Consider the following 26,493-nt stretch of genomic DNA (forward strand, 5'->3'; position numbering starts at 1 on the left):
CAAAGACTTTACCCGAGGGTGGATGCCAGAGGTAAATAGGTAAATAATAGTTAATAATCATTAAAGGCCGGTTTTTAACCGGCCTTTATAGCAATATAGGCAATCCGATCTCGGCTTTTGCCTGCGAGATAACCAGGGAGCTGTGTACATTTCCAACATTCTCCAATGTAGCAATCTTCTGTCGAAGGAAAGTATTGTAAGCATGCATGTCTGGGATAATGATCTTCAGCATAAAGTCATAGTTTCCTGTAATGTGATAACACTCCAATACTTCGGGGAACTCAATGACGCTTCTTTGAAAGGAAGCCAGCGCATATTCACTATGACTGTTCAGCACAATTTGCGGAAAGGCAACCATGCTTGCCGTGATTTTCTCCCTGTCAAGAACTGCAACATATTTTTTGATATATCCCAGTTCTTCCAGTCTTTTCCTCCTGTCAAAAATCGGCGAGATGGTCCTATTGAGATTATAGGCAAGTTCTTTGTTGGTCAGACGTCCGTTTTCCTGCAGCAGATTTAATATACCCAAATCCGTAGGGTCTAAATGCGGGTTCATATTTGAAATGATTTTAACTTAGTGTAGGTCTATTTGGTTTTTGGTGGTTGGTTATGGTTTTAACAAATATATGATATTTCATTGTGTGCTTGTACTCATGATCCCGAAAAAATATTGGATATACTGTTTCGAACCTATAGGATAGTGTAGTATATATTACCAATGCTACAAAAGCGGTGATGAAAGGGGTTTTCTAAATGAATAGCATAACTTTGTCGCCCAAGACATATTATGGGTTTAATCAAAGATATCTACTTACCTGGATTTTACAATAAATTCGCAGACACCGTTCAAGAGGTAATTCCGGCATTTGACAACAAGGAATGGAAAGACAGGATAAAACATACCACCTGGGTATTTCATGAATCCCTCAATGCCGATTTTCCTGCGGCTGTAAAACTGATAGAAAAGATCATCAAACAATTAAGGGCTGATCATTTAGGTGAAGATAGTCATTTAAACTAATCACAACAAGGACATTTTATACCGGTGAACACCAGGTATCCATTATTGTAAACGGAGAAGAAAAAGAGAGACTGGATTTTACTGTTACTGCTTAACATTGTATCGTATTAACGGGCTTTGATTAGAAATACGCCATTGGTATAAGTAATGTCTTTAACTCTCTTGTTCTGATCTCCGTTAAACCTGATGGAGTTTATTTTATAAATGATCCTGAAATTTTTGGTATCCTGACTGATGCTTAATAACACGGAAGGCAGGTTATACTGATAGGTTGAGCGACTATGGGCATTGGTTTCTTTATGGCTGTTTAATTCAACGGGGTCTTTAAGCAAGTTACTGACCAATCCTTTTATATTAAATACAGCACTATCATTATTGAGCCTGATGAACAACAGTCCATTCCCCTTGTAACTCTTCTCGAAATTGATCGGGCCAGCCATATTAGTTTTTCCCCTTTCGTCAGTGGTACTTTCCTCCAGTATAAAATCATATCCTGTAACATGTAGCAGTCCCGTTTGCGAATCTTTGATCAGATATGTCTCATTTGCGGGTTGCTGATCGGAATCGTCAACGTCAGCATAGGTGCTGAATTCGCCGAGACCAAGATGGTTTTGCAGCCATTCCGTTTTTTTAATTCTCAGGTCATACTGACTACTGAAACGATCCACTTTGGCCATTTCCCTGGTGTTGGCCAGTGAATCTGCAATCAGGTTAAGGTCTTGACTTAGATAATGCTGTAATATCTGATAATCGTAGTGTTCAACGATATATCTTAAAGTTTGGGCGGCGCGGATACCATCTTTTTTATTTATTTTTTTCAGCCTGACCATCTTTCCATGCTCAAAAGCGTTGTTTTTCTGAAAGATGCCGGTTAAGATCCTTGTTTGAGATAAGACCGAAACGGAGAATGCACTTTGTGGCCCATAAACAGCCAGTAGGGCAAAGACGCAGAGTGAAACAGGAATCAGTTTAATATTCTGTCTGTGGGATACCAGCGAATAAATGGTAATCAATAATAACCAGAACGCAAGCAGGATCAGAAAATAGCGGAGTTCAGTTATCCCATAGCGGAACACCCTGGTACCTGCGGCCAGAAATAACAGTGCAATTAATGGGAGCATCAGGAAGTAAAAGCTGCGGGCGTAGGTTTTTATCCATCCGTTTTCGGCCTGTTCGCGGATAGGAAAAACCAGCAGGAGGGAAAGAATGCCAAATACTGCGTATCCTAATATTATATTTGATACGAGTCCTTTTGGAAGGTTCCACTCTACCAGAATTTTGGCTTCATAGGCCAATAGTATCATTACATATACCGTGGCCAGCGGTATCAGCACATATTGGGTAAATACTTTTAATCCTTTCGGATAACTGAAATCCTCATTCAGCGCAGGCAAATCTTCAGGAACACCTGAAAGAAAAAATATGGTATTAAATAATCCTGTGATGCATACCCACAGGATGGCATAGGCATGAGACCCGATATCAAAATTAAACAGGAATTTTGTGGCGCTCATGGCTGCTGCCAAACCGATATAAAGTACCGCGCTGTAAAGTACACTCGTTAAAAAACGAATGAAAAGTGTTTTATTGAATTGCCAGAACCCCTGTATGGATGCTGATTGAATATAAGCAGAAAATGAAACCAAAAGATGACCGCTGAGGCTTATCAGACAGAACCTTGTAATGTCAGCTCTTTGCACCATAGGGTTTAAAAAAAATACCAGCGAGCCAGCGAGCAGGGCTGCCGGGATTTTAAAAAGATACATTTGCTTTCCCTTTATCATCTTGCTTTCTGTATATAAACTGACCGAAAGACTAACCAGAAGGCCAATGTTAGCTGTCATGATCACCCGCCAGGACCAATTTGATACCTTATCGTTTAGAAAATCAGTTTTAATGCCAATGATTGCTGCGGTTGTTCCTATGCAGGCAAAAAGTATTTCCATTGGGAAACGACTGATGACATGCTGAATACCTTGTATCAAGGTTTTGATGGAGGGAAGCGCCATAGGTTATGATCTGAAACCCTAATTTACATGTAATTTAGTTTATTTGTACTACCTTGCTGCCTTATAGTTCTTTACTTTATTTCTTCATCAACCGGAATAGGTTCTGCTTAAGGCAGATGAATAGGGAATCGTGTTTGAATCACGAGCTGTCGCGCAACTGTGTGTAACATAAAATGTTATTAGCCAGATACCTGCCTATACTGTATTGACAATGCTTTCGCGAAAAGAAGCTATTGGTCAGACGTGATTTGTATCAGCAAACTGCTGCGTGAGCAACAGTGGGTATCCATTTTCTCTTTCCTTTTTCTTTAAAGCATTGCGAAGTTTTAGCTTTTGAGAGCTTTTAACCGATTTATTCATTTAATCCTTTAAAAGAAATGCTAACGCAAAACTCCGGCTGCCGGCTAAATGGCAGTTACCCCAGGTTCAACACAATTATTCGTGACTATGCAAAAGCTGCCGTCATGGGATTACTGCTCAGTATTACATCCTACGGCCGCTCTGATGCCCAGGAAAAGAAAACCACGCTTCCCAAAGATTCCGTAAAACATGATCTCGATGAGGTGAATATTAACTCAAACAAACAGGGCAGGGCTACACTTAAACTGAATGCCCCTTTAAAACAAATCCCAATTACATTCAATACTATCGGAAGAGAAATTCTCGATGATCAGGGGGTAGATGATTTTCAATCAGCCTTAAAAAATGTGAGCGGCGTAAATCCTGTAGAGACCTACGGAGGTTTCCAGCAATTTGTGATCAGGGGTTTTACCGATTACCTGATGCTCGTTGACGGCTTCAGGGACGAGCGGCAGAATATTTCGCAGAGCGCTCCGCTCAGCAGTACAGCTGCTGTAGACCATATTGAGGTAGTTAAAGGCCCTGCTTCAGTACTGTTTGGACATTCCGCATTGGGAGGGATCATCAATGTGATCAGGAAGCAGCCAACTACCGTTCCTACCTATGACTTCTCCCTCGCCTATGGCAGTTACAATACCAGGAGAATGACGGCCGGTGCCGGCGGTGCTATTACCAGTAAACTGAGCTACCGCGCAGATTTTGGTATTTCTGACCAGGATGGATGGAGAAAAGCAGGTTACAGTAAGGCTAACGGTTACCTGGCTTTAAATTATGCCCTGTCAGCGAATGACCAGTTTCAGCTTCAGCTTGGTGCCTCTAAAGACAATTACCAGCTGGATGCAGGCATCCCCACTATAAATGGTATAATTCCTGCCGGCGTAGCACTGTCTACCCGTTACAATACGCCGCAGGACAATATGGCCTATGAACGTAATGACATCCAGCTGAGGTATAACCACAATTTTTCGCCGGATACTAAACTAACAGAGACCATTTCTTATGCCAGTGATTCTTATCATTATTTTTCTTCGGAGACCCTCTACCTCAATGCCAGCCAGGATTCTGTCAACCGGGAGTATTTCAATTTCAATACCAGCCTGAAACCCCTGCAAAATACACTGGAGCTGAGTTCGGTGCTGAAAACCGGAGCTGTAGAACACCGTTTTACTTTTGGGAATTCAATTAACTACCTGAACTGGAAACAGTTTCGGGATTCAGGATTGCCGGGCGTCACCACGGTTGGCCTGATTAATCCGGTGGAAAGCCAGGCAAATATCGTGATCACTAATGACACCAGGAGAATCCTGAGCGAGTTCTCTACATCCTTTTATCTGCAGGACTGGGTTAACTTCTCTGCACAATTAAAAGGGCTTATTGGTGTACGGTATGACTATTTTAATGGTGAATACCGTACAGATAAATTAAACACCATCAATGATTTTGTAAAGGGCGTTTCTGCCGATAGAATTTCGGATGCACTGACCTATCGTTTCGGACTGGTCTATGAACCGGTAACTGCACTGAGCATCTATGGCTCTTATTCCAACTATTTCAAACCGGGCAGACAGCTCCCTGTGAATGATATCGTCCTGAAGCCTGAAACCGGTGCGATGGCCGAGCTTGGTGTTAAACTTCAGCTCAATGATCAGCTGAGCTCTACCACAAGTGTATACCATATCAGGAAATCCGATATCATTATCGGCAAAGGTGCCGGAATATTTGATCAGGCAGGTAAAGCAGTGTCTAAGGGGATAGAAGAAGACCTGACCTATACGCCTGATGCCCATATTTCGGTTACCGCAGGTTACAGTTATACAAATGCACGTTTTAAAGATTATGTTCAGTCGGCAACTGTAAATCTCAGCGGAAAACGTTTGTATTACGCGCCGGACCATCAGGCTAATCTATGGGCTACTTACCGCTTTGCCAGAAAGAGTGAAGACAATGGTTTCAGGGTATCCCTTGGCGGAAACTTTACAGGCAAGAGCTTTGCAGACAACGATAATGCAGTGAAACTTCCTGGCTATACCATTGTCAATGCGGCTTTGCATTATCAATTCAAACAGGCAGATATCGGCCTGAACGTAAACAATGTGTTCGATAAAAGACAATACTTTGTTTCTGCAATCAACGATAACCAGCTATATCCCGGAAAACCGGCCAGCTACCTGGCTTCTGTGAGATACAAGTTTTAATTCCTGCCTGCCCTGAGTATATAAATCACATGCTCAGGGCAGTTATGATAAAACAAAAACCTGTCTATGCGTTTTCCAGATCTGCAATGACGAGTTTCTTCATTTTCATCAGTTCATTCATTACCCGCTGGCCGCGTTCCTGATCTGAAATCAGTGTGCCTAGTTTTTCCGGCACTATCTGCCAGCTCACACCATACTTGTCTACCAGCCAGCCACAGGCAATTTCCTTTCCTCCACCGGCAGTTAATTGCTGCCAGTACTGATCAATTTCCGCTTGTGTATTGCAGTTCACCACTAGAGATATCGCATCATTGAAGGCAAAGCCGTGGTCTGCGGAGCTATCCATCGCCATGACAACAAAATCTTTGACCCTGAACTGGGCATGTTTTACAAAACCGGGAGTATCACCTTCTCCTTCGCTGTATTCCATTACACCTTCAATTTGAGATTGCGGAAACAGGTCTGTATAAAAATGGATCGCTGCTGAAGCTTTACCGGCGTTGGCTCCTGTAAACATCAGCGAAGGGCTAAACTTCTGAGGAAAATCATTTTTGCTACCTGTATACAACTGCCAGGAAACGCCGAACTTATCTTCTACCCAGCCATACTTTACGCTCCATGGATAGCTGTCCAGCGGCATAAAGACCTTACCGCCGCCGGTCAGCCTGTTCCAGTACAATTCCGTTTCTTCGGCCGTTTCACTAACAACCATGAATGAAATGGATGCATTTGGCGAAGAGGAGGGGCCATCATTCAGCAGCATGATTTTCTGCCCGCTCAGCTCAATGAGGATCACAAAAGGGGAAGTCTGGATAATTTTTCCTTCACCAAAGCTTTGGATGTAAAAGTCTGCTGCTTCTGCAACTTTTCCTTTGAGGGTAAGACAGGGATAAATGGAGTTATTCATGAGTTGTGCTATTTATTGTTCGCTGATTTCCTTGAGTTTATTCAGTGCCAGTGGCCAGGTTGCGGAGAAGAAATCCTGAAGCTCTTTGCTGCCTGCAACATCTATAGCCACTACTGTACTTCCGTCTTTTTCGGTGAAGGTATAGTTCTCAAAACCGCCTTTCCAATCTTCGGCTTCATTGCCGGTAGTGATTTCCTCATCGCCTTTTAAAATACCCATGTATTCAAGAGAAATGAATTTTCCGGGAATATTTTCTGCAACTTCGGCCACCATACCGCCTTTATTGCCTTGTTCATCAGTGCCGATGAACAATATCTTTGATCCCTTTTCCCAGGAGCCTTCAAAATAGGAGCCAGGACAGAAGGGATCTGTCCAAACGGTATATTGATCTTTATCGATCATCGTATCATATACTTTTTGTATAGGCGCATTGATGGTGATCTCATAATGAAGCGGTACATGATCTTTCAGGGTTTCCACATAATTCCTGAAATTATTCAAAACGTTCTGCCAGCCTTCACGCTGAAAATCTGCGGAGTGCGTATCTTCTGCCTCAAAGGTTTGCGATAAATGTGTATCATTGCCTTTTCGGGTCAGTGTAGTTCTTACTTTACGTCCATCCTCAATGGTTGATTCCAGGTATTCATTTGGTTTTACCACATCAAAAGTACCGCTAAAGTCGAACCCTGAGCTGCCGTCCTTCGCTTCCATCCGGTAATTGAATTTTCCTCCTGGTTTCAGCTCATGCTCAGCTTTGGTGGTATGCCATTCCTGTGATGCTGTATTCCATTTGGTAATTCCGTTGGTGCTGGTCCAGTTCTGCCAAACTTTTTCTACAGATGCTTTGATGATTGCTTCTATAGTGATGTTTGTTTTGGTTGATGTTTCCATAATCTGTTTTATTTATCATTTAAACTCATGCAGGTGCTGATCTCCCTGGTAAACCAAACTTACAATCCTTAGCCATCATTTACAGGGTGCAGGCACGACATTATAGGGGGCAAATCGCGACAGATCAATACCCAATCCCTCCCCAGGGATTGGGTTTAATCCCCAGTTTCGTTAAAAATCTTATGATAAACGGAGGTTGAATATCCATATTGATATGATCAGGTGGCAGGAATTGGGTGTTAGAGCGTTTGAACGACTCGGGTATTGCCTTCATAAATTCCAGATCCTGTTCTACATATGGGATGCCCTGCTCTTCAAGCCGGATCCGTAGAGGTGGCGACTCGCCGAAGTCTACTATTATGGTTCTACCGGATGCCTTTAGTATGGCCAGTTGCTGCGTAATCTGACTGGTAATTACCAAATTCTGGATGATTATTACGAAAGTAAAACCTACATTCACAACAAGTGTTATATATACCGCCCGTTTTAGCAGCCTGTATTGATCCGGCAGGAATAACTCGGTCGCTAACAGCAAAAGAATGGGAATAAACCATAACTGTGGTATATAACGTGCCCACCAGGATTCTGGCATAATGGCAACGGTAAACACCAATGCCATAAAAATGAAAAGGATATCTTTAAATCTTCTGTTCCTGTAACATTTCAACATAAGTATGAACAGCAATACAACGGAAAGGATCAATATACCGCTAAACCAGGGGCCAAAGCCTGCTACCCTTGTGTCTACCCAAAATGTTCTGATGTCACCTTTGTTTAATGTAAATGGCACTTTCAGTACAGGTGGATCATGCTGCACACCACCCACTGAGGTATTATCAGTGTGGGAAAAAAGGGAAACGAAAAAACGTTCGGCAGTAGAACGCTCCAGAAAAGTGGGGGGGATGTTAGCAGACAGGATATCAACTTTTTTAGGTCCCATTAATGGATAAAAGGGATTGCCTTCTTTAATTGTGTTTGTGATATACGGATTGAACCCTACTAAAACGCCTAATATTGACGCTATTGCGAAGTTAATGATCAGCTTTTTGTGATTTTTTAGTTCCTTGTTTAGCAACAGCCAGCAAATAGCAGCCGCCATCAATATCACGATATAAACAACTGCGGTAAATTTCACCCCAAAAGCCAGGATGACAACCAGCACAACCAGCAGGTAGTGCATCCAATGTTTTTCTTTGACCGCCAATATAACTGATGCTATAAAAATGAGGAAAATGGATGTCAGAACGCCGTCTACGCAAAACGTCAGTACTTGCGCAATCGCGATAGGATTGCACGTCAGCAACAGGGCGGTCATCCATGCTTTAAATGGTGGAAGTTTCGGGAGCAATAATGATAAGGTAAGGAGGAGACCTGCAAACATCAATATGATGTTGACTGCTTTTCCTGTTTCTATATGGCCTGTCATTACATATATGCCTGCCTGGATAAATTCCGTACCTTTAGCATAATGATTTATCCAGATGAGGTAAATGGTTTTGTAATCAAGTCCCATTTTATAGGGATCCCAGCCATCAGTTACATTTTTTAAAAAGTCCATTGCGCTTCCTCCCAGTACTGTATGGTATGGATTCCAGCCCTGTGACAGCTGAATGACGGCCTCCTGGTGATATTGCTGTCCATCGTCTGATACGTCAAAAAAATGGCCTGAAACCAGGATCGAAATTACTATAAGTACCACTGGCAAACATAAGCTGTATATTTGAGACCGCAGTTTTCCGGTAGCCATCCATGGAGATATAAACAGCAGGTATACATGCATACTGAAAGCCAGGACCAATGCCAGAGGGAACTGCCACCAACCGATTCTACCGTTTAAAAAGAAGGTAATGGATTGGATAAGCAGTGTAAACCCAAGCGTTACAACCAAAAAAAAGCCGGCTAAAAAATAGTGCTTCGATTGTTCGTTATTTTTGTTTGTGGTATCCATTGGTTAGGTTGTCATTTAGGTGAGCGTTAACAGTATGTAATTACCGGCATGAACCCGATTAACTCATGCTGATACTTGCAATTATACTCAAAAAAGAGATATTAGTTTAAACATAAAAAACCTGTAAACAGGTGTTTATGTTTATTGTAATGACAATGATACGAAAATAATACGGAGCAGATTGGGATATAAATAGTCCTGGTATTTGCGTACCCCAAAATGCTGAAACCTCTAAAATATTGAGGTATAGAGGTTTTTTTTGAACAGGCTATTTCAACAATAAACAAACGCCCTTAACAGGTGAAGGTATATTCAGTTCCGTTCCCGAAGGTAAGCGTTGCAGTATGGTTGTTACTGAATACAATGGTTGCGTCGAACCTGCCGGTACTTCCGTCAGTATTGGTATTGTTCAGGGTTACGGCAATAGTTCCGGATTCAATATAGTTGTTGCTTTTATTTACTGTGATATTTGTGCTTTTATAAGTAGCTGAGCTGCTAAACTTATTTTTCTTACCTACTTTTGATCTTTTATCGCCAGATTCCGTATAGTCAATCTGGTAATTATAGTGTTCTGCTTTTTTTTCCAGCCCTGTAATATTGAACTCTGAACTGACCTCGAAATCAGATGACATGTTTGGGGCATCATATGCATTGTTTCCGGTAAAGGAATACGAAAAATGGGCTGGATGACGGTCATTATCACAACTTAACAGCCAGTCCCGTTTGTAGCTGCCTAAAAACTGTACCAGCTGATTTGCATCACTTTTATAATTTATATGATCTGAATTTGGAATGCCGCATTCATTCCTCTTATTTTCCAGCAGATGAGCTGCAGCTATCACCTGTGCGGTAATACCGTTGCTGGATGAGGCAACCGAACAGATGATGGATTCTGCCATATCCTCTTCAGAAACAATGATGAGTGCCGGTACTGTAAAAACCTCTTTTGCGCAGGATGCCAAAATGATAATACCCGCAGTGACAGCCATCAAAACGGCTTTACCGGATAACGGAAATTTGATAGTTTTTCTCATTGTATCAAAAATAGAATGACTTGATCAGTGCAGAGTGGTTTTTCTGATGAAACGTCTAAAATCTTGGATGAGATGACTATTATTCATTCCGCGAAATGCTTTAAGCTATTCCGGCGGCCCGGGTTTAAAGCTATCCGTAAAAATTACATTAATCTAAAACATACATTTCAGATTTGTTCTATCTTTGAAGAATATGGCAAGGAACGTAGAATTTGATGAAGAAAGGGCAATTCAAAAAGCAATGGAAGTTTTTTGGAAGAAAGGGTATAACGGGGCCTCCATGCGCGACCTGACAGAGGCTATGCAAATTAACAGCAGCAGTCTTTACAATACGATAGGTGATAAACATCAGCTTTTTGTAAGGTGCATCACCAATTATGTACATGGGCGGATAAAGGAGGCTTCAGCACATTCATCTAAAATTAAGTCTCCGCTAAAAGCAATCATCGGTATGATCAATGATTGTGTCAACACGATTCTTTATAGTGATAACCATTGCCTCGCCATAAAAACTACTTTTGAGCTCGCAGGTACCGATCCGGATGTAATGGCCCTGCTTAAACAAGACAGCAACTTTACACATGGCTTTTTGCTGAATCTGATTCAAAAGGCTATTGACCAAAAAGAGATCAATTCTGAAACTGATGCTGAAACCATTACAAACTTCATCATCAGTATATTTACCGGCTGGCATGAATCCTACATCATCCATAAAGATCCAATCAGGATAAAAAAGATGGCGAAATACCTGATATCCCAAATTTCAGGATAAAATTATCTGCTCATCAATTGATGCTTATGTTTTATGGAAAAAACCTAAGATGACATTAATCTGAAACGATTGTTTTATATACTACTTACTTTTGTCGAAGAAATAAAGCGATAAAGGACATCTTTTTTATCAAGTAAACGCATTTTTCAGCTTTAATTCTGTAACTAATATTGCAGAATTACTAAGGTCCGGCTCCTATGTTGTTGTCCGGATCCGGATTATTTGCTACTTATGATCCTTTAGTTGTACATACCGCTAAACGTGTAAAAAATCCGGTGGCAATCAGGGTAGCTTTTAAGTATTCAGTGGGATTTACACCTGGTTCTGTGGCCAGCAACGCTAACATTATTGATGCAGGGTTATTGGTTAGGAAAGATGGCGAGATAAAAAAAATTACTTAAAATGGCTGCCAGGGCAGGCGAAGATGGAACTATAAAATTTGAAGAAGGCCATCCCAAAGCAGAGTTAACTACAGAACGAAGTAAGATCTTTGTGGAAGTAACAGGTGAAGACGGAACAGTAGTACGGTCGATGGCAGATACGGCAGATGGTTATATGCCAACTGTTACTTCAGCAGTTGAGGTTGGTTAACCCTGCCTTAAACGGATCTTACAAAGCCGGATTTCAATCTCCCGCTTCTGCGTATGGCGAAGAATTGCTGGCTTCATTACCGGATGTCAAAATTACTGACTTCTACAGATAGTGATCAGTTTCCCGCAATTTCTATCAGGTGTGTCACCGTTTCAGCTTCTTCAACTGCCTGACGAAAATCTGCCGTATCCTGGAATGTAAGCGCGGATAAGGTGCGGGATTCATAGGTTGCAAAGAAGCGGCTGGTCTCGAACGGCCACGGAGCCACAATGAGACGCTTGCCCTGGCTATGCATCTCGTAAACGCTTCCATCAGGACCGCTGCTGATTTCTATTTTCCGTTGTTCTGGTGGCACAAGACCCTGGCAGATCAGCAAGGAGAAGGCATCACAGAATTCGAGCAGTTTGTAACTACGGTTTATTTCTCCGTTTGTGGTGCCGGCAAATTTCAACCACGATTTCTCTTTTATTTTCAGGTTCCTGATATACTGTTCTGCCTTCGGATTGTTGTTGTATAAAAATTGAATATGCCTGGATACCAGCAAAGCGATATAAGCACTTTTTGTCTCCGCCATTGCAATCAAACGTTCTGCATATGGTAACTCAAAGTCTGTATTTTTAAAATTTACAGGCCCTCCCTTATCATTCAATAGATTGTCATTCACAAACTCATTGTAAACATCATCATGTTCTGCGGTTGCAATTAGTGTATCCACCCATCGTGAGGGTTGGTTGTCTTTCTTCCAGTGTCCGCAGATCTGCGCCGCAAGCAAGCTATGCGAGCGTTGGGTGATGATCTGCCATCCCGATTCGGTATAGTTTACAATCATGATAGCATTTAAGTGTTTGTTACCTAATCCTATCACAACTTAAATCCCGTTTTGTTTCACAAATATGCCGGTTTTTTGGAATGGCAAATAATATTTACAACTGGTAGCTCTGCTGCTAAAAATGCGCAGACTTTTTTGGCCGGATACTTTTTGGGGCTTTTTTATGAATGGTAAAAACAGGAACACCGTTTTGATAGCAGTTTGTAAAAATAATACTCATGATCACGGATTTGCCCATTATAATTATCATTTTTAAAGGCAATTGATCATACTTTAACGTTTTAGGTCTAACTTCCTTCCTGCTCATGAAAAAATATCTTGTTTTTATTTTCCTTTTATCATTGACTGTCATTGGCAAAGCCCAGCTGCCACCTGTTTTTAGCAGCGAACGGTCGGCACAATCACGCAAAGAAGAAACCGTAAGGCGTTACCTGCCGCCGGTCCGTATAGTCTGGCAGTCAGACAATGCTCCGGAGCAAATCAAAAATGTAGCTACGCTCCTGAAAAAAGGAACCGGACAGGCTGATCTGACAGGTAAAAACCTGTGTATCCTCAGCAGCAAAGGAAAAGGAAAACCGGGTATCCTGCTTGATTTTGGGAAAGAACTGCATGGAGGTTTACAATTGGTGACTGACCAGTCGAAGGGCGGAAAACCCATCAGAATACGTGTCCGTTTCGGAGAGTCTGTTGCTGAAGCCATGTCTGATATAGCTGACACCGCAAAAAATGCTACCAATGACCACGCTATGCGCGATGAGATCATTTCATTGCCATGGCTGGGCAAGACTGAAATTGGCAATACAGGTTTCCGCTTTGTACGTATTGATCTGGTGGATGAAAACGCAGAACTGAAATTAAAAGAAGTAAATGCAATTTTTATTTACAGGGATATACCTTACCTGGGATCATTTAAGTGCAGTGATACCCTGCTCAATAAAATATGGATGACCGGTGCCTATACCGTACACCTGAACATGCAGGATTACCTGTGGGACGGCATCAAGCGCGACCGCCTGGCATGGGTGGGTGATATGCACCCCGAAACATCTACCATAGCTGCAGTTTTCGGGTACAATAATGTAGTGCCAAAAACTATGGATTTTGCCCGGGATATTACCCCGCTGCCTTCTTATATGAACGGCATGGTATCTTACTCAATGTGGTGGGTGCTTATCCAGCATGACTGGTATATGCACAATGGTGATTTAGCCTATCTCAAACAGCAAAAACCTTATCTGCAGCAACTCCTGAAGCACTATATGGAAAAAATTGATGCAAATAACAGCGAAGTGCTCACTGATGGCGCAAGGTTTCTGGACTGGCCTTCAAGCGAAAATATCCCTGCAATCCATGCGGGGCTGCAATCAATGTTGGTCATGACGCTCAGCACAGGGGCAGAACTGCTGGATCTGCTGAAAGACCCGGCCACTGCAAAACAATGCAGGGAAGCTGTTGCCCGCTTAAAAAAGAACGTTCCTGATGCAAATCACTCTAAACAGGCTGCTGCATTGCTTAGCTTATCCGGCCTGATGCCTCCTCAGAAGGCAAATGAAATGATCTCTGAAAATGGAGTACATGATTATTCTACATTTTTCGGCTATTATATGCTGCAGGCGAAGGCCAAAGCCGGAGATTATCAGGGAGGGATTGATGATATCCGCAATTACTGGGGGCCGATGCTGGCCCTTGGCGCAACTACCTTTTGGGAAGATTTTAATGTAGACTGGCTGCCAAACAGCTCCCGTATTGATGAGCTGGTGCCTGAAGGAAAAAAAGATATTCACGGTGACTACGGAGCATATTGTTATAAAGGGTTCAGGCATAGTTTAGCGCATGGATGGGCTTCCGGGCCTACACCCTGGTTAACCGAACATGTGCTGGGGCTGCAGGTTGTAGCACCGGGCTGCAGGGTGATCAGGGTGAAGCCTAACCTGGGTGATCTTACTTTTGCTGAGGGTACCTTTCCAACACCTTACGGAATTGTAAAGGTCAAACATGTGAAACTGAAAAGCGGGAAGGTAGAAACTACAATAACGGCACCAGCGGGCGTGAAGGTATTGAGATAAAGACCTGAAGGTATTGAGATAAAGAAAAGCAGGGCAGCGGAAATACAAACAGATCAATCTAACTTACAGGAAGAATATTAAACTCTATCGTATAATGTTATCAAAAGATTTCAAGCAATTACAGCACATATTTATCATCTCCCTGGCATTCTACCTGCCTGTAAATGCCGGATTATTTGCGCAAAGCAAACATTCTAATCCAATGCGGCCCGTAATGCCGGTTCCTGCCAGGTCTGTAAAGCCTGCTCCGGCCGCAGTGCAGGCTGCAGCAACACAACCTTTCTCACAAATGAAGGAGGTAGAAACGGGGTTTATCACTGCGCCTGATCACATTCAAACGAGTGTTTACTGGTACTGGATGTCTGACAATATCTCAAAAGAAGGTGTAGTGAAAGATCTGGAAGCGATGAAAAAGGTGGGGATTAACCGTGCATTCATCGGCAATGTGCTGATCGATGAGGTGCCCCGCGGAAAGGTGAAAATCTTTTCGGAAGAGTGGTGGGAAATCATGCATACGGCACTCAAAACTGCAACGCGGCTGAATATTGAAATAGGGATTTTTAACAGCCCCGGCTGGAGCCAGTCTGGCGGCCCGTGGGTAAAGCCTGAGGAGGCAATGCGTTACCTCACTTCGTCGCAAACTATGGTGAAAGGCCCTGTGCTGTATAAAGAAAAACTGAAGCTTCCGGCAAAGGATTTCCAGGATGTAAAGGTAATTGCCTATCCTGTGGCTGATGATTATGGAGCCGATATATTTAAACTGAAGCCCCGGCTGAGCGCAATACCTGAAATAGACGGTCTTGCGGCAATCAGTGATGGCAATGAACAAACAGGTATCCAGTTTAAGCCAGGGCAACACTATTCGATTGATATATCGGCCGCAGAAGTGTACACGGCCAGAAGCATCACCATTACGCCGCTGCAATCGGCAATGACTTTAGAAGGAACGATCCAGGTGAAGCAAAATGATAAATACATTACTGTAAGAAACTTCACCGTAGACCGGAGTAATGATCAGCTGAATGTTGGTTTTAAACCTTACGGGGCTGCTGCAATCTCTATTCCGGAAACGACAGCAAAAGACTACCGGATCGTGTTCAGCAAAGCATCGCAACAGCCGGGCATAGCAGAACTAAAGATCTCTGCCACGCCGGTTGTAGAAGATTATATAGAAAAAACACTGGCCAAAATGTGGCAGACGCCATTTCCCTACTGGACAGCCTACCAATGGCCTTCACAGCCGCTGATCAGTGATCAGAAATATGTGATTGATCCTGCCAGGGTCACAGATATTTCCAGCTATATGAATGCCGATGGTACTTTAAACTGGAATGTACCCTCCGGTAACTGGATCATTGAGCGAACAGGAATGACGCCTACGGGTGTACGTAACAGCCCCGCACCGCCGGAAGGCACAGGTTTAGAAGCCGATAAAATGAGTAAGGAACACATTACCGCTCATTTTAATGCCTTTCTGGGTGAGATCATCAAACGTGTTCCTGCTGAAGACCGTAAAACCTGGAAGGTCACTGTAGAGGACAGCTATGAAACCGGCGGACAGAACTGGACGGATGGCCTGATAGAAAAATTCAGTTCCGTTTATGGCTATGACCCTACGTCGTATCTCCCTGTTTTGCAGGGAAAGGTAGTGGGCAGTGCAGAACTTTCTGACCGTTTTTTGTGGGATCTGAGACGTTTTGTTGCAGATAAAGTGGCTTATGAATATGTAGCAGGTTTACGGGAAATCAGTCACCAGAATGGTCTAACCACATGGCTGGAAAACTATGGACACTGGGGCTTCCCCGGTGAGTTTTTGCAGTATGGAGGGCAGAGCGATGAAATAGGGGGCGAGTTCTGGAGCGTGGGTAACCTGGGTAATATCGAGAATAGGGCTGCTTCCTCCAGCGCGCATACCTATGGCAAAACCAAGGTTTCCGCAGAATCATTTACCAGTGGAGATCCCGCTTTTTCGCGTTACCCCGCGCAAATGAAACAGCGGGCCGACAGGTTTTTTACCGAAGGAATTAACAACTCATTGCTGCATGTATTTATTGAGCAGCCCGATGATACTAAAATGCCGGGCATAAATGCTCCTTTTGGCAATGAATTTAACCGCCATAACACCTGGTTTTACGACATGGATATCTTTCTGAAATACCTGAAACGCTGTAATATGATGCTGCAACAGGGCAGGTATGTGGCCGATGTAGCGTATTTTATTGGCGAGGATGCACCAAAGATGACGGGTGTACAGGACCCGGAAATGCCCGGGGGATATTCTTTTGACTATATCAATGCAGAAGTGATCAGGACGAGGCTTGTGGTAAAAAACGGCAGGTTTTTCTTGCCTGACGGATTGAGCTACGGGGTGCTGGTACTGCCAAAAATGGAAACTATCCGCCCGGAAGTACTCCTGAAAATCAAAGAACTGGTAAACCAGGGGGGCGTAGTTTTAGGGCCTAAACCTTTGAGATCACCCAGCCTGCAAAACTTTGGCAAAGCCGATCAGCAGATACAGGACATCGCGGCAGAATTATGGGGAAAGGTGAATGGTAGAGATACTAAGATCAATCACTTTGGCAAAGGGATGGTGATCAATGGTATGGATCTGCAGCAGGTGCTGGATCTGCTCAAAGTAAAACCAGATCTGAGCATTACACCGGCTGATTCTGTATTGTTTATCCACCGCAGGCTAAAAGACGGGGATATTTATTTCATCTCCAATCAAAAGAATACTCCTGTTAAAATTGATGCCCGCTTTCGGTTAGGGGGGAAGGTGCCGGAATTATGGGACCCTGTATCAGGCAGTGTACGCAATTTGCCGGCTTATAGCCAAAATGGAAATACAACTACGGTTCCCCTGGAACTGGACGCTGTAGGAAGTGCTTTTGTCATCTTTAGAAAGGATGTGGTCAGAGCATCTGACGCTGAGAAAATCAATTATCCTCAGCCCGTACAAATAATGGCAATCACAGCCCCATGGACGGTCACCTTTGAAAAAAAAATGCGCGGGCCTGCACAGCCTGTTGTGTTCAAAACACTGGCCGACTGGGCGCAAAGCACCAATGACAGTATTAAATATTATTCGGGTGCCGCTGTTTACCGTTCTACGGTTAATATGGTGCAGCCCGGTAAAGGCATGCAGGTAAAACTAGATCTGGGTAGTGTAAGCGCTATAGCCAAAGTTAAGGTGAACGGCATTGAGGCAGGTGGGGTATGGACAGCACCTTATGAAGTAGATATCACTAAACTGCTGAAATCCGGCAAAAACGAGTTGGAAATTAAAGTAACTAATACCTGGGTAAACCGCTTGATTGGCGATAGTAAGCTGCCTGCTGGTGAACGGGGAACCTGGCTGAGTGTTAACCCCTATAAACCTGAAAGTAAACTAATGCCTTCAGGCTTACTGGGCCCTGTGAAGCTCAGGATGGTCAAATATTAAGAGGGTGCAGTAATGATAAAAGGAGAGGCCCGTTGCCGGGCCTCTCCTTTACTATTATATTAATAACCCGGGTTTTGCTGCAGGTTCGTATTTAAGTCTCTCTGCTGCTGAGGAATAGGGTATAGTGCCCTGCTAGCTTGTGTTGGGGTATGATCCCACCAGATACCGGTACTAAACTTACCAAACCGGATCATGTCATCCCTTCTGAACCCCTCAAAAATGAACTCACGGCCGCGTTCTGCCAGCAGCTCATCCAGGGTAAGGGTGGCTGCAGTATAGGGAACATAGGTTCCTGCTGCATAAGCACGTTGTTTAGCCTCGTTGATCAGCTGCAACGCCTCTGCATTTGCGGTACCACCGTTTTTGCGCATCAATGCTTCTGCTTTTGCAAAATAGATCCAGGTTAAACGGTACACGTTCCAGTCAGTATTGTTATAATTTACATCAATTGCAGGAATACCGCCCGGTCCGGGAACCTGGTTACCAAGTTTGTACTTGTTGAAGCGTACCCCGCTGTTTTCTTCACCTTCGCTCATGTTGGAAACCGTGGAGTTGCTTTTATTTTTCCGGATATTGTCAACAAAGGTTAATTGCAATCCGTTATATTCCTCAGATGCTAAAACCGGTGTTGTTCCATCCGCAAATTTAACCTGCGGACCAATGCTCAGCCAGCTGGACCTGCGGAGATCAGCGGCATCATATTTTGTGTAATTTCCCGGGACAACTACAATCCCGTCATTACCGCCGCGGCCGCCGCCATAGATCTCCTGTTGTTTGAAGTGGTAGAATTCTCCCGGCCATGATGGTTCGAAGTTTGCAATGCTGAAGTTATAGGCGATAGAAAAAATCACCTCTTTAGATAAATCATTAGTCGTTTGGTACTGATCTGTGATATTTGGATCCAATGCCATGTTTCCGTTCTGCGCCCCTCCCGCACCATTTATAACCTGGTTCGCGGCAGCAATACAGTCATCCCAGCGGGCGGTGCCGGTCCATACTTCAGCATTGAGGTAAAGCTCCGTTAACATTGCGTAGCCACTTGCCTGTGACATGCGTCCGAGCTGGGCTCTGGAAAGTTTTGGTGCTTTGTCTATATTGTCTTTAATTTCTTTTTCTATAAAATTGAAGACATCTTTTTGCGCCATCGTTTCAGGTCTTGCAGGAATACCTACCCGTGTGACTACAGGAATATTTCCAAAAAGATCCATCAGTTTTAAATAATGAAACGCACGGAGTAATTTCAATTCTGCCAGGAAAGAGTCTTTCTCCGTCTGAGTGATACCCATGTCATTAAGGCTTCTCTTTTCGATGTTTTCGATCGGGTCATTACAAAAACCGACACCTGTGTACATTAACCGCCATGCATTGTTCAGTCCGCCCTCATCAACCGTCCATGTGTGATAGTGTAATCTTTTCCACTTACCGCCGTCCTCACCATGGCGTCCCTTCGTTGGCCATGCCAGTTGATCTGCAGAAAGTTCTGCTGGTCTCCACCATCCGTCCTGTCCGGATGGTGTAACCCAGGCATTGGCATGGGTGTATGGCCTTAGCACAGCCGAAAGAACCTCAGTTTTATTATTGTAAAAATTATCTGCAATCAACAGATCGTAGGCATTTTCTTCAAGCTGCTTTTTACAGGCTGCAGTAAGCACGAGTACGAACAGCCCTATATAGGTGATATATCTCATTTTATCTCTCCTTAAATTAAAATCCAATATTTACGCCGAATACAAAAGATCTGGTACTTGGGTAAGCGCTGCGGCTATCAATACCCAGGACCCTGCCGTTGTTGTCATTTCCTATACCAGTATCCTCTATATAATCAGGATCGCTACCGCTATAGCCGGTGATCGTGGCAAGATTCTGTCCGGTCAGATAAACAGATAATCTATTGATATACTTGTTTTTGATCCTGAAATCGTATCCAATAGTGACCTCGTCCAGTTTCACGAAGGATCCGCTTTCCAGGTAATAATCTGAGTACATATAGGTATCATTGATCTGGCTGTATTTAGTGAATGTGCTTTTCAGCAGGTTGCCGCTCCAGGTTCTGTTGGCATATGAAAGCGCTGTGGTATTTAGAATATCATAGTCGAACTTACCTCTCAGAAATACCTTCAGGGATAGATTTTTATAGCTGAAATTATTACCCAATGATGCGTAATACTTCGGGATGGCGTTGCCAATAGGGGCAAGGTCAGTCATGTTGCGGTCTTTAGAGTTGTTGATCTGCGCGTTTAATACCGCTTCGCCACTGCGGTTGTAGAATAGCCACTTGCCATCTGCTGTGAAACCAGCGAAGCGCTTGCCCCAGAATTCACCAAGTTTGCCCCCCTCATATGTCGTAAAGGCATCACCTAATGCACCTGCACCACCGATTGGTCCGAATGTCTTGTACAATACCTTGTACTCATCATTGGAGTAAGAATCCAGCATATTCTTCAGGGTACTGGCGGTTGCTGTAATATCCCAGCTGAAATCATTACGTTTCATTGCTGCGTAGCTTAACGCAAGTTCGATACCTTTTGAAGAAATCTGTCCGACGTTGGTGTACAGCGAACTTTGTACAAATGGAGGCTGTGGCGAGGTATAGGTATCCAGCAGGTCCTTAACTTTACGCTGGAATAAGTCTACCGCACCGGAAAGCTTGTTGTTGAACAGTGTAAAGTCTACCCCGATATTGGTTTCACGTTTTCTTTCAAATCTCAGGTTAGGATTGGGGTTCCTGTTGGGGCCGTAAGTTTCCAGGTACTGGCCATCCGGGTAAATATAACGGCCACCGCCGCCCAGGGTTACGCGTGATGCATTATTCGCAAAGCCACTGTTGCCCGTTTCACCATATCCAACTCTCAGCTTCAAACTGTTGATAAAGCTGAGATCTTTTATAAATTGTTCTTCAGACAGTAACCAGGCAACCGAGGCTGCAGGGAAATACCCAAATTTATTATTGTCACCAAATCTTGACGACCCTTCTCTGCGCAGGATCACACTTGCGATATACTTACTATTAAATGAATAATTTAACCTTCCGAAAAGTGCAACCAGCGTGTTATCGTTTTTATTGCTTGCGATAGTTGCCTTTCCCAATGCCAGGGCAGATCCCTGGGCAAGGTTATCTTCATGGAACAGGTCATTGATGAAACCCCTGTTAGAAGCACTGAAACCTTCTTCAATATGGTACCTGTAGCTATAACCTCCTAAAAGTGTAAAGTTATGTTTCCCGGCAAAAATTTTACTGTACTGAATTGTTGGTTCAAATGCATAGTCCTGAGACAGGTAGGTACCTCTGGCCGCATAGCCGCCATTTGGAAAGCTGGTGTTCTCCACGGAGTTTTCGCCGGCCTTAAGGATATACTGGCCATCAACCCGGTTGTCCCTTAATGCCGAAGCAAAAGCAGAGAGTGTAAGGCCGTCAATGATGGTAAAATCTGCCTTTACGTCACCAGAGCTTGTTTGCTGTTTCCGGTAGCTTGTTTCCTGATTTAAACGTGCAAGCTCATTTCTGCTGGTTAAGTCGAAACGGTAAGAGCCATCAGGGTTAAAGTTTGAAAGGGTAGGGTTTTTGGTCAGTTCACTTTCAAAGCCTTCGCCACCTAAAAGGTTTGCATTATTCAGGTTAGTGGCCAGGTTGACGGCCATTTTTAAGCGGTCATTCAACCCGGTTTGGCCGATGCTCAGGCGCACAGTATAGTCTTTACGGCCATTTTCTTCGGCGATGCCATCGAGATTACGGTAGTTGATACTCGCCCTGTAAGTTGTCTTGTCACCACCACCGGCCAGTGAAAGGCTATGGTTTTGTGAGAAATTATTTTTGTTGATCAGCCCGGAGTAGAAATCTGTAGAGCTTCCGAAGTCCTGCTGCTTAATGTCGCCGGAAGCAATTCTTGCGCGGAATTCCTCTGCGGTAAGAAAATCCAGGCGCTGGTTGAGGAACTCCTTTCTGATGTAAGCTGAATAACTGAATTGAGGTGGTCCTTTTTTACCTTTTTTGGTAGTGACAATGATTACACCGGCATTGGCCGTTGAACCATAAATTGCGGCGCCAGACCCGTCCTTGAGCACGTCAATAGATTCAATATCATCCTGTTGAAGGAGGTCAAGGTTTCCTCCCGGGATACCATCAATAACGTACAGGGGGCTGGTACTGCCGGTTACACTCACAGCGCCACGTAGCTGAACGCCTACGCCGCTGTTAGGGTTGGAGCCGCTTCGCGTGATTTGCAGTCCGGCTACTTTACCCTGGATCAGGTCTAAAGGGTTCCGTGCACCTGTCGTTCTGAAATCATCAGGACCTACGTGGGCAGTTGCCGAGGTCACTTCTTTTGCGTTCCTGGTTCCGTAACCAATGCTGACTACGGTAACCTCGCTTAAATTGTTGTTTGATGAAATCATCCTGATGGTGCGGTTTGATGCCCGGGCACTTTGGGATTGTGAAACGAAACCTACAAAGCTGAAATTCAGTGTATGGCCCGCTTCTGCTTCGATGCGGTAGGTACCATTGGAGTCGGTAAGTGCCGTTTTGCCTGATGTGGTGTTCTTTACTGTTACTCCAGGGAGTGGGACGCCGTTCTCGTCTACCACCTTACCGGTTATGACATGTTGAAAGCTGGCTGTTTTTACAGTATTCAGATTATTGTATGGCAAACGTTTTGGTGCGCCGGCCCCGAGGACCAGGCCTGGCGTACTTAGCATAACAACAACAAACAGACCTGTAAATTTAGGTAGAATAATTTTCATGTGTGATTGGTTAGATCATATTTAGAAGTAGGGAGAATTAATTTTTGTAGTCCTGATACTAATCGGTTTACTTTCCAATAGCTGCTATCGGAAAGCATGTTTTTTCGTCATGCAGAGTTCATGGTCATAGGTCAGTTTATAATGGTTAGCGATGATAGGCAAGGGTAGTTCCTGAGAGAAAAATGACCCCGTTCACAAAGTTGTACATAGTTCAGTTCAGATTCTTATGGCAGGCTGGCGCAGCTTAAAAAATCAAAATCTATATTCATATAAATAGCTATTATACAAATAGTTGTAAATTAAAAATCCTTTAAAAATCGAAATTTTGCGGGGCTTTGTTATTCTCTTTTTGCCGGTCTGAGCATATAGTTACCCTTACAAATGCTAAAAAACTGTTATGGATTGTCCGCCCGTTTTTCCTGGTCGTTAAATTTGATTTCCATTACCCTCTTATCAAATTCTTCAGCGTGGACAATTGCCCTGGATTTAATCCGAAACTTGTAGGTATAGATTGTACTGATTGTATTTTCCAGAATATTTGCGATGGTCTGGCTGTCCTTTATACCCAGTCTCACCAGGGCAAAAATTCTCAGGCTGGTATTCAGCACTTCAGTTTTCTTGGGAATAATCTGATCTTCCTCCTTAAGCAGGGCATTAAAGGATTTGATGAAATTTGGGAAGAGTTTAAGGAAGATCTTATCGAAAGTATGGAATAGTGACGTGCGCTCCTTTTTAATATCGATTCCTTTGGCAATTTCTGAAAGTTCTTTATAGCTTTCCTGTCTGATCATTTTCTCTGAAGACCTTTTGATCTTTTCCAGCTTCCGGATGTATCCGGATACTACCTGAAAGAAGTAACCTATATATTCTTCCTTAATTATTGCATCTTCAGATAGCTTTTTATTTAAAAGATCGAGCTGGCGGTTTTGTTCATTTACAAATCCTTCTCTGCGCCTTACATCCTGTAACTTCCTGTAAACAATAAGAAAGATGATGCCGGTTGCTATAATTGCAGTTACTAAAATTCCTATCAGAGCTGTCAGTGTATGGTTTTTTCTGCTTTCTGAACGGATCTGTTGATCTGCCTTCAGCGCTCTCATCGCTGTAATGATTTCATCATTATACAGTTTATTCCCATAAAATGAGGCTTGTTCTGAGGCTTCTTTTAGCAGAAATTCAGTGTCTTCGATATTCCCTTCTTTAAACAGGAGTTGAGCAAGTGTGAATATGGCAAAGGTTTCTTTAGTTGAAGATCTGATATCACAGATCGCAGAAATGGTAATTAAGCTCCTTTTTTCTGTTTGATCAGTGAGATTACTCAGATTATACGCCGCGATCGCTTTTTGGTGGTTCGTGAGCGAGTCACTCCTGAGGAGCTTCCTGTAACAAGCTGCCGCTTCATTATCCTTGTCCATATTGTGGTACAAAAATGCTGTTAATGAGAACCTTTCAAAGGAGTGGGGCGCTGAAAGCTGAATTGCACAGATCAGGGCAATCATTGATTCTGACTGGTGGACCGGCGAATAAAATTTATTGGTATTATACATAGACAGGCGGGTATAAGCCTGAGTTTTCAGTTGATAGTAACGGAATTTTACCTCATTTGGCATGAGTGCTGCATCCAGTTGGTCAATACCGTCAAAAGCTTCCTTAAACATACCGCAGGAAACCTGAATAAAGCCCAATTTAATCTGGCTTTCATATTTTCTTGGGAGATGCTTAAGATGACCGGCAATCCTGATGAGCCTTTTGGTATAAACATGTGCCGAATCAAAAATATAGTTTTTATATTCCCAGTAGAGCTGGTCACATAGTAAATACTGCCTTTCAAGATCATAAGGGGATGTACGCCATAGCTGATTTCTTAGCCGTTCGATCTTTTGTTCTTTCCTCGTATCGTATATCTTTTGTTTTAATATCTCCTTTTTTAATACTGCCAGTAAACTATCTTGCTGATGCTTACAATGGGCACAAATAGGCAGTAGAAAACAGACTATGGCAAGCGTAAAAACCTTCATAGGTTTAGGTAAGAGTTACACATAGTTCTGAAGATAAATAAACAATTTTGATAAATTATGTAATTACACATAATCTATGTTAATCAATAGGTGGTATTATTGTTTTTTATACGACTGATATGATAGGGTTTGTTGTAAGTTGATTACAGATTTTTCAGTTCGATTGAAGCGATCAGTGGGGTCGTTTGCCCGTTTTTTTATTTTTTACCTTTAATTTGATAGTAATGCGTAAGTTCTATTAACGTATCAATGGTAGCATGATATTTTTTTGCGCCTACAACTTTAATATGCTCTATCAAAAGTTCATTTGTTAGTTCGTCCATCTCCTTATAAAATAGCTTACCGCTTTCGGTCAGATACAACTTGGATAACCGGGCATCTGAAGTACTTTTCTCCGCTTTGACCAAATCATAAGAAACCAGTTTCTTTACAATACGGCTTGCACCTTGCTTGGTAACCCCCGTGAGCGCAGCCAGTTCGCTGTTCGATATTCCGGACAACCCTATCCGCATGAAGAATGATAAGTAAGTGAATTGAAAATCCGGATAAGTGGAAAAATCAAAATTCTTTTTGAACCACTCTTCCAGCGCTCTGTCAAGCACATATAAAATCCGGTAAATATTTCGGTCACGATCTTCAAAGTTGGTCAGCTCAGTTGATTTCATTTTTCAAAGGTAGCGGTTTTTGCAAAGAAGAAATTGTCACCAGTAAGTAAATAGTAAATAAAATTCCTTATTTATGGTAAACACTATTGACTGTTTATGGTCAATGGTGTTTACCTTTGTGGCATAAAATATCTGATAAATAGAAACTATGCAAGAAACTTATTTACCAACACCGCCTGCTCCGGCTTTGCCACTCTAGTGGTCTTTAATTTGTCTGATAGCGATTACTGTATTGTATTTCGGCTGCAAAAAGATTTTTCGTATGCTGAATTATGAAAGCACTGATAATGCCCAGGTAGAGAGCGTTACCATCCCTGTATTAAACAGGGCTTCGGGCTTTATACAGATTTATCAATTGAAAGATTATCAATCTGTCACTAAAGGCCAGGTACTACTAAAAATAGATGACCGCGAATATAGGATTGCTGTACAGCAGGCCGAAGCAGAACTGGCGGCCGCAAAGGCTGAACTTGCGGGCGCAGAAGCCCAGATTAATAACATTTCCTCCAACAGAAGCGTAGCTACCGCCGGAGTCAGTATTGAGCAGGTAGCAATCGATAAAGCAAAACGCGATCTTAATCGTGACCAGGCATTGTTTAACGAGGGCTCAATCACCCGGCATCAACTGGAAAACAGCAGTTCAGCTTATCAGACTGCCCTCAGACAAGTGGCCTCAAGCCTTGCGGTGGTTGATCAGGTGATGTCTATTGGTAAAGGGATACTGAGGATTAATTGTTTAAGACACCGAACAACATACGGTGTTTGAACCTGTCCAAAACCCATATAGAACTTATGTAAAACCCGTATCTCTGCTGGGGTTGGTCTGGGGTTGATCTGCGGTTGCGCTGAGGTTACGTGCTCATACCCAGATGAACCCCAGACCAACCCCAGCACAACAGCACCGAAAATGCGGGTTTTGTATGAGTTCTATACGTGTTCAGTATCAGTTTATACCCCTTTATTACCAGCACATATCACTATCATAAAACCGTTTTGATGGAAGCTTGT

18 protein-coding genes and 1 riboswitch are annotated in these 26,493 nt (G+C 43.1%); of the genes, 7 read left to right on the top strand and 11 right to left on the bottom strand.

Annotated features, from left to right (window positions below; genetic code table 11):
• Positions 1–85 precede the first annotated feature (85 nt).
• The gene (locus BLW16_RS09180) at positions 86–556 is read right to left on the bottom strand and encodes an Lrp/AsnC family transcriptional regulator (protein WP_090556286.1); all 471 of its coding nucleotides are present in this window, start codon (positions 554–556) and stop codon (positions 86–88) included.
• 231 nt (positions 557–787) lie between these two features.
• Between BLW16_RS09180 and BLW16_RS09185 the strand changes: the two genes are divergently transcribed.
• Positions 788–1,021: a hypothetical protein gene (locus BLW16_RS09185; protein ID WP_090556287.1), complete on the top strand. Its 234-nt coding sequence runs from the start codon at positions 788–790 to the stop codon at positions 1,019–1,021.
• 107 nt (positions 1,022–1,128) lie between these two features.
• Here BLW16_RS09185 and BLW16_RS09190 read toward each other — a convergent pair whose 3' ends face one another.
• Positions 1,129–2,967, bottom strand: a complete 1,839-nt coding sequence (locus BLW16_RS09190; RefSeq protein WP_175470528.1) for a DUF4153 domain-containing protein — start codon at positions 2,965–2,967, stop codon at positions 1,129–1,131.
• Between the two features lie 144 nt (positions 2,968–3,111).
• A riboswitch (cobalamin riboswitch) is annotated at positions 3,112–3,243 on the top strand.
• Between the two features lie 164 nt (positions 3,244–3,407).
• Here BLW16_RS09190 and BLW16_RS09195 point away from each other — a divergent pair.
• A complete protein-coding gene (locus BLW16_RS09195) occupies positions 3,408–5,585 on the top strand; it encodes a TonB-dependent receptor (protein WP_090556289.1) in 2,178 nt (725 codons plus the stop codon).
• 64 nt (positions 5,586–5,649) lie between these two features.
• On the opposite strand, the gene BLW16_RS09200 is transcribed toward BLW16_RS09195, so the two are convergent.
• From BLW16_RS09200 to BLW16_RS09215, 4 genes are all read right to left on the bottom strand, one after another.
• Positions 5,650–6,492, bottom strand: coding sequence for a VOC family protein (locus BLW16_RS09200; protein WP_090556290.1), 843 nt, complete (start codon positions 6,490–6,492; stop codon positions 5,650–5,652).
• 12 nt (positions 6,493–6,504) lie between these two features.
• Positions 6,505–7,383, bottom strand: a complete 879-nt coding sequence (locus BLW16_RS09205; RefSeq protein ID WP_090556291.1) for an SRPBCC family protein — start codon at positions 7,381–7,383, stop codon at positions 6,505–6,507.
• A gap of 124 nt (positions 7,384–7,507) precedes the next feature.
• Entirely contained in the window at positions 7,508–9,331 is a 1,824-nt protein-coding gene (locus BLW16_RS09210) for a hypothetical protein (RefSeq protein WP_090556292.1), read from the bottom strand.
• A 293-nt stretch (positions 9,332–9,624) separates the two neighbouring features.
• Positions 9,625–10,365 carry a hypothetical protein gene (locus BLW16_RS09215; protein ID WP_090556293.1) on the bottom strand — a complete coding sequence of 247 codons (741 nt, stop codon included), beginning with the start codon at positions 10,363–10,365 and terminating at the stop codon, positions 9,625–9,627.
• Between the two features lie 193 nt (positions 10,366–10,558).
• On the opposite strand from BLW16_RS09215, the gene BLW16_RS09220 reads away from it, so the two are divergent.
• On the top strand, positions 10,559–11,137 hold the full coding sequence (locus BLW16_RS09220; RefSeq protein ID WP_090556294.1) for a TetR/AcrR family transcriptional regulator: 579 nt from the start codon (positions 10,559–10,561) through the stop codon (positions 11,135–11,137).
• Positions 11,138–11,539: 402 nt separating this feature from the next.
• A complete protein-coding gene (locus tag BLW16_RS09230; RefSeq protein ID WP_090556296.1) occupies positions 11,540–11,728 on the top strand; it encodes a hypothetical protein in 189 nt (62 codons plus the stop codon).
• A 115-nt stretch (positions 11,729–11,843) separates the two neighbouring features.
• On the opposite strand, the gene BLW16_RS09235 is transcribed toward BLW16_RS09230, so the two are convergent.
• Entirely contained in the window at positions 11,844–12,557 is a 714-nt protein-coding gene (locus BLW16_RS09235) for a DUF3891 family protein (protein ID WP_139298299.1), read from the bottom strand.
• A 305-nt stretch (positions 12,558–12,862) separates the two neighbouring features.
• Between BLW16_RS09235 and BLW16_RS09245 the strand changes: the two genes are divergently transcribed.
• On the top strand, positions 12,863–14,623 hold the full coding sequence (locus tag BLW16_RS09245) for an alpha-L-rhamnosidase-related protein (RefSeq protein ID WP_090556299.1): 1,761 nt from the start codon (positions 12,863–12,865) through the stop codon (positions 14,621–14,623).
• Between the two features lie 94 nt (positions 14,624–14,717).
• Positions 14,718–18,065 (top strand): glycosyl hydrolase, encoded by a 3,348-nt coding sequence (locus tag BLW16_RS09250; protein WP_245735191.1) that lies wholly within the window; start codon positions 14,718–14,720, stop codon positions 18,063–18,065.
• 59 nt (positions 18,066–18,124) lie between these two features.
• Here the strand turns inward: BLW16_RS09250 and BLW16_RS09255 are convergent, their stop codons facing one another.
• From BLW16_RS09255 to BLW16_RS09270, 4 genes are all read right to left on the bottom strand, one after another.
• Complete coding sequence (locus BLW16_RS09255; protein WP_090556510.1) at positions 18,125–19,753, bottom strand: RagB/SusD family nutrient uptake outer membrane protein; 1,629 nt, start codon at positions 19,751–19,753, stop codon at positions 18,125–18,127.
• A gap of 16 nt (positions 19,754–19,769) precedes the next feature.
• Positions 19,770–22,802 (bottom strand): SusC/RagA family TonB-linked outer membrane protein, encoded by a 3,033-nt coding sequence (locus tag BLW16_RS09260; protein WP_245735192.1) that lies wholly within the window; start codon positions 22,800–22,802, stop codon positions 19,770–19,772.
• A 395-nt stretch (positions 22,803–23,197) separates the two neighbouring features.
• Complete coding sequence (locus BLW16_RS09265; protein WP_090556301.1) at positions 23,198–24,820, bottom strand: DUF6377 domain-containing protein; 1,623 nt, start codon at positions 24,818–24,820, stop codon at positions 23,198–23,200.
• A 197-nt stretch (positions 24,821–25,017) separates the two neighbouring features.
• Positions 25,018–25,485: a MarR family winged helix-turn-helix transcriptional regulator gene (locus BLW16_RS09270; protein ID WP_090556302.1), complete on the bottom strand. Its 468-nt coding sequence runs from the start codon at positions 25,483–25,485 to the stop codon at positions 25,018–25,020.
• Between the two features lie 262 nt (positions 25,486–25,747).
• Here BLW16_RS09270 and BLW16_RS09275 point away from each other — a divergent pair, with 262 nt between their 5' ends.
• Positions 25,748–26,251 (top strand): HlyD family secretion protein, encoded by a 504-nt coding sequence (locus tag BLW16_RS09275; protein ID WP_090556303.1) that lies wholly within the window; start codon positions 25,748–25,750, stop codon positions 26,249–26,251.
• Positions 26,252–26,493: the final 242 nt, after the last annotated feature.

Origin of the sequence: Pedobacter hartonius (genome assembly GCF_900107535.1) — a bacterium.
Classification (GTDB): domain Bacteria; phylum Bacteroidota; class Bacteroidia; order Sphingobacteriales; family Sphingobacteriaceae; genus Pedobacter; species Pedobacter hartonius.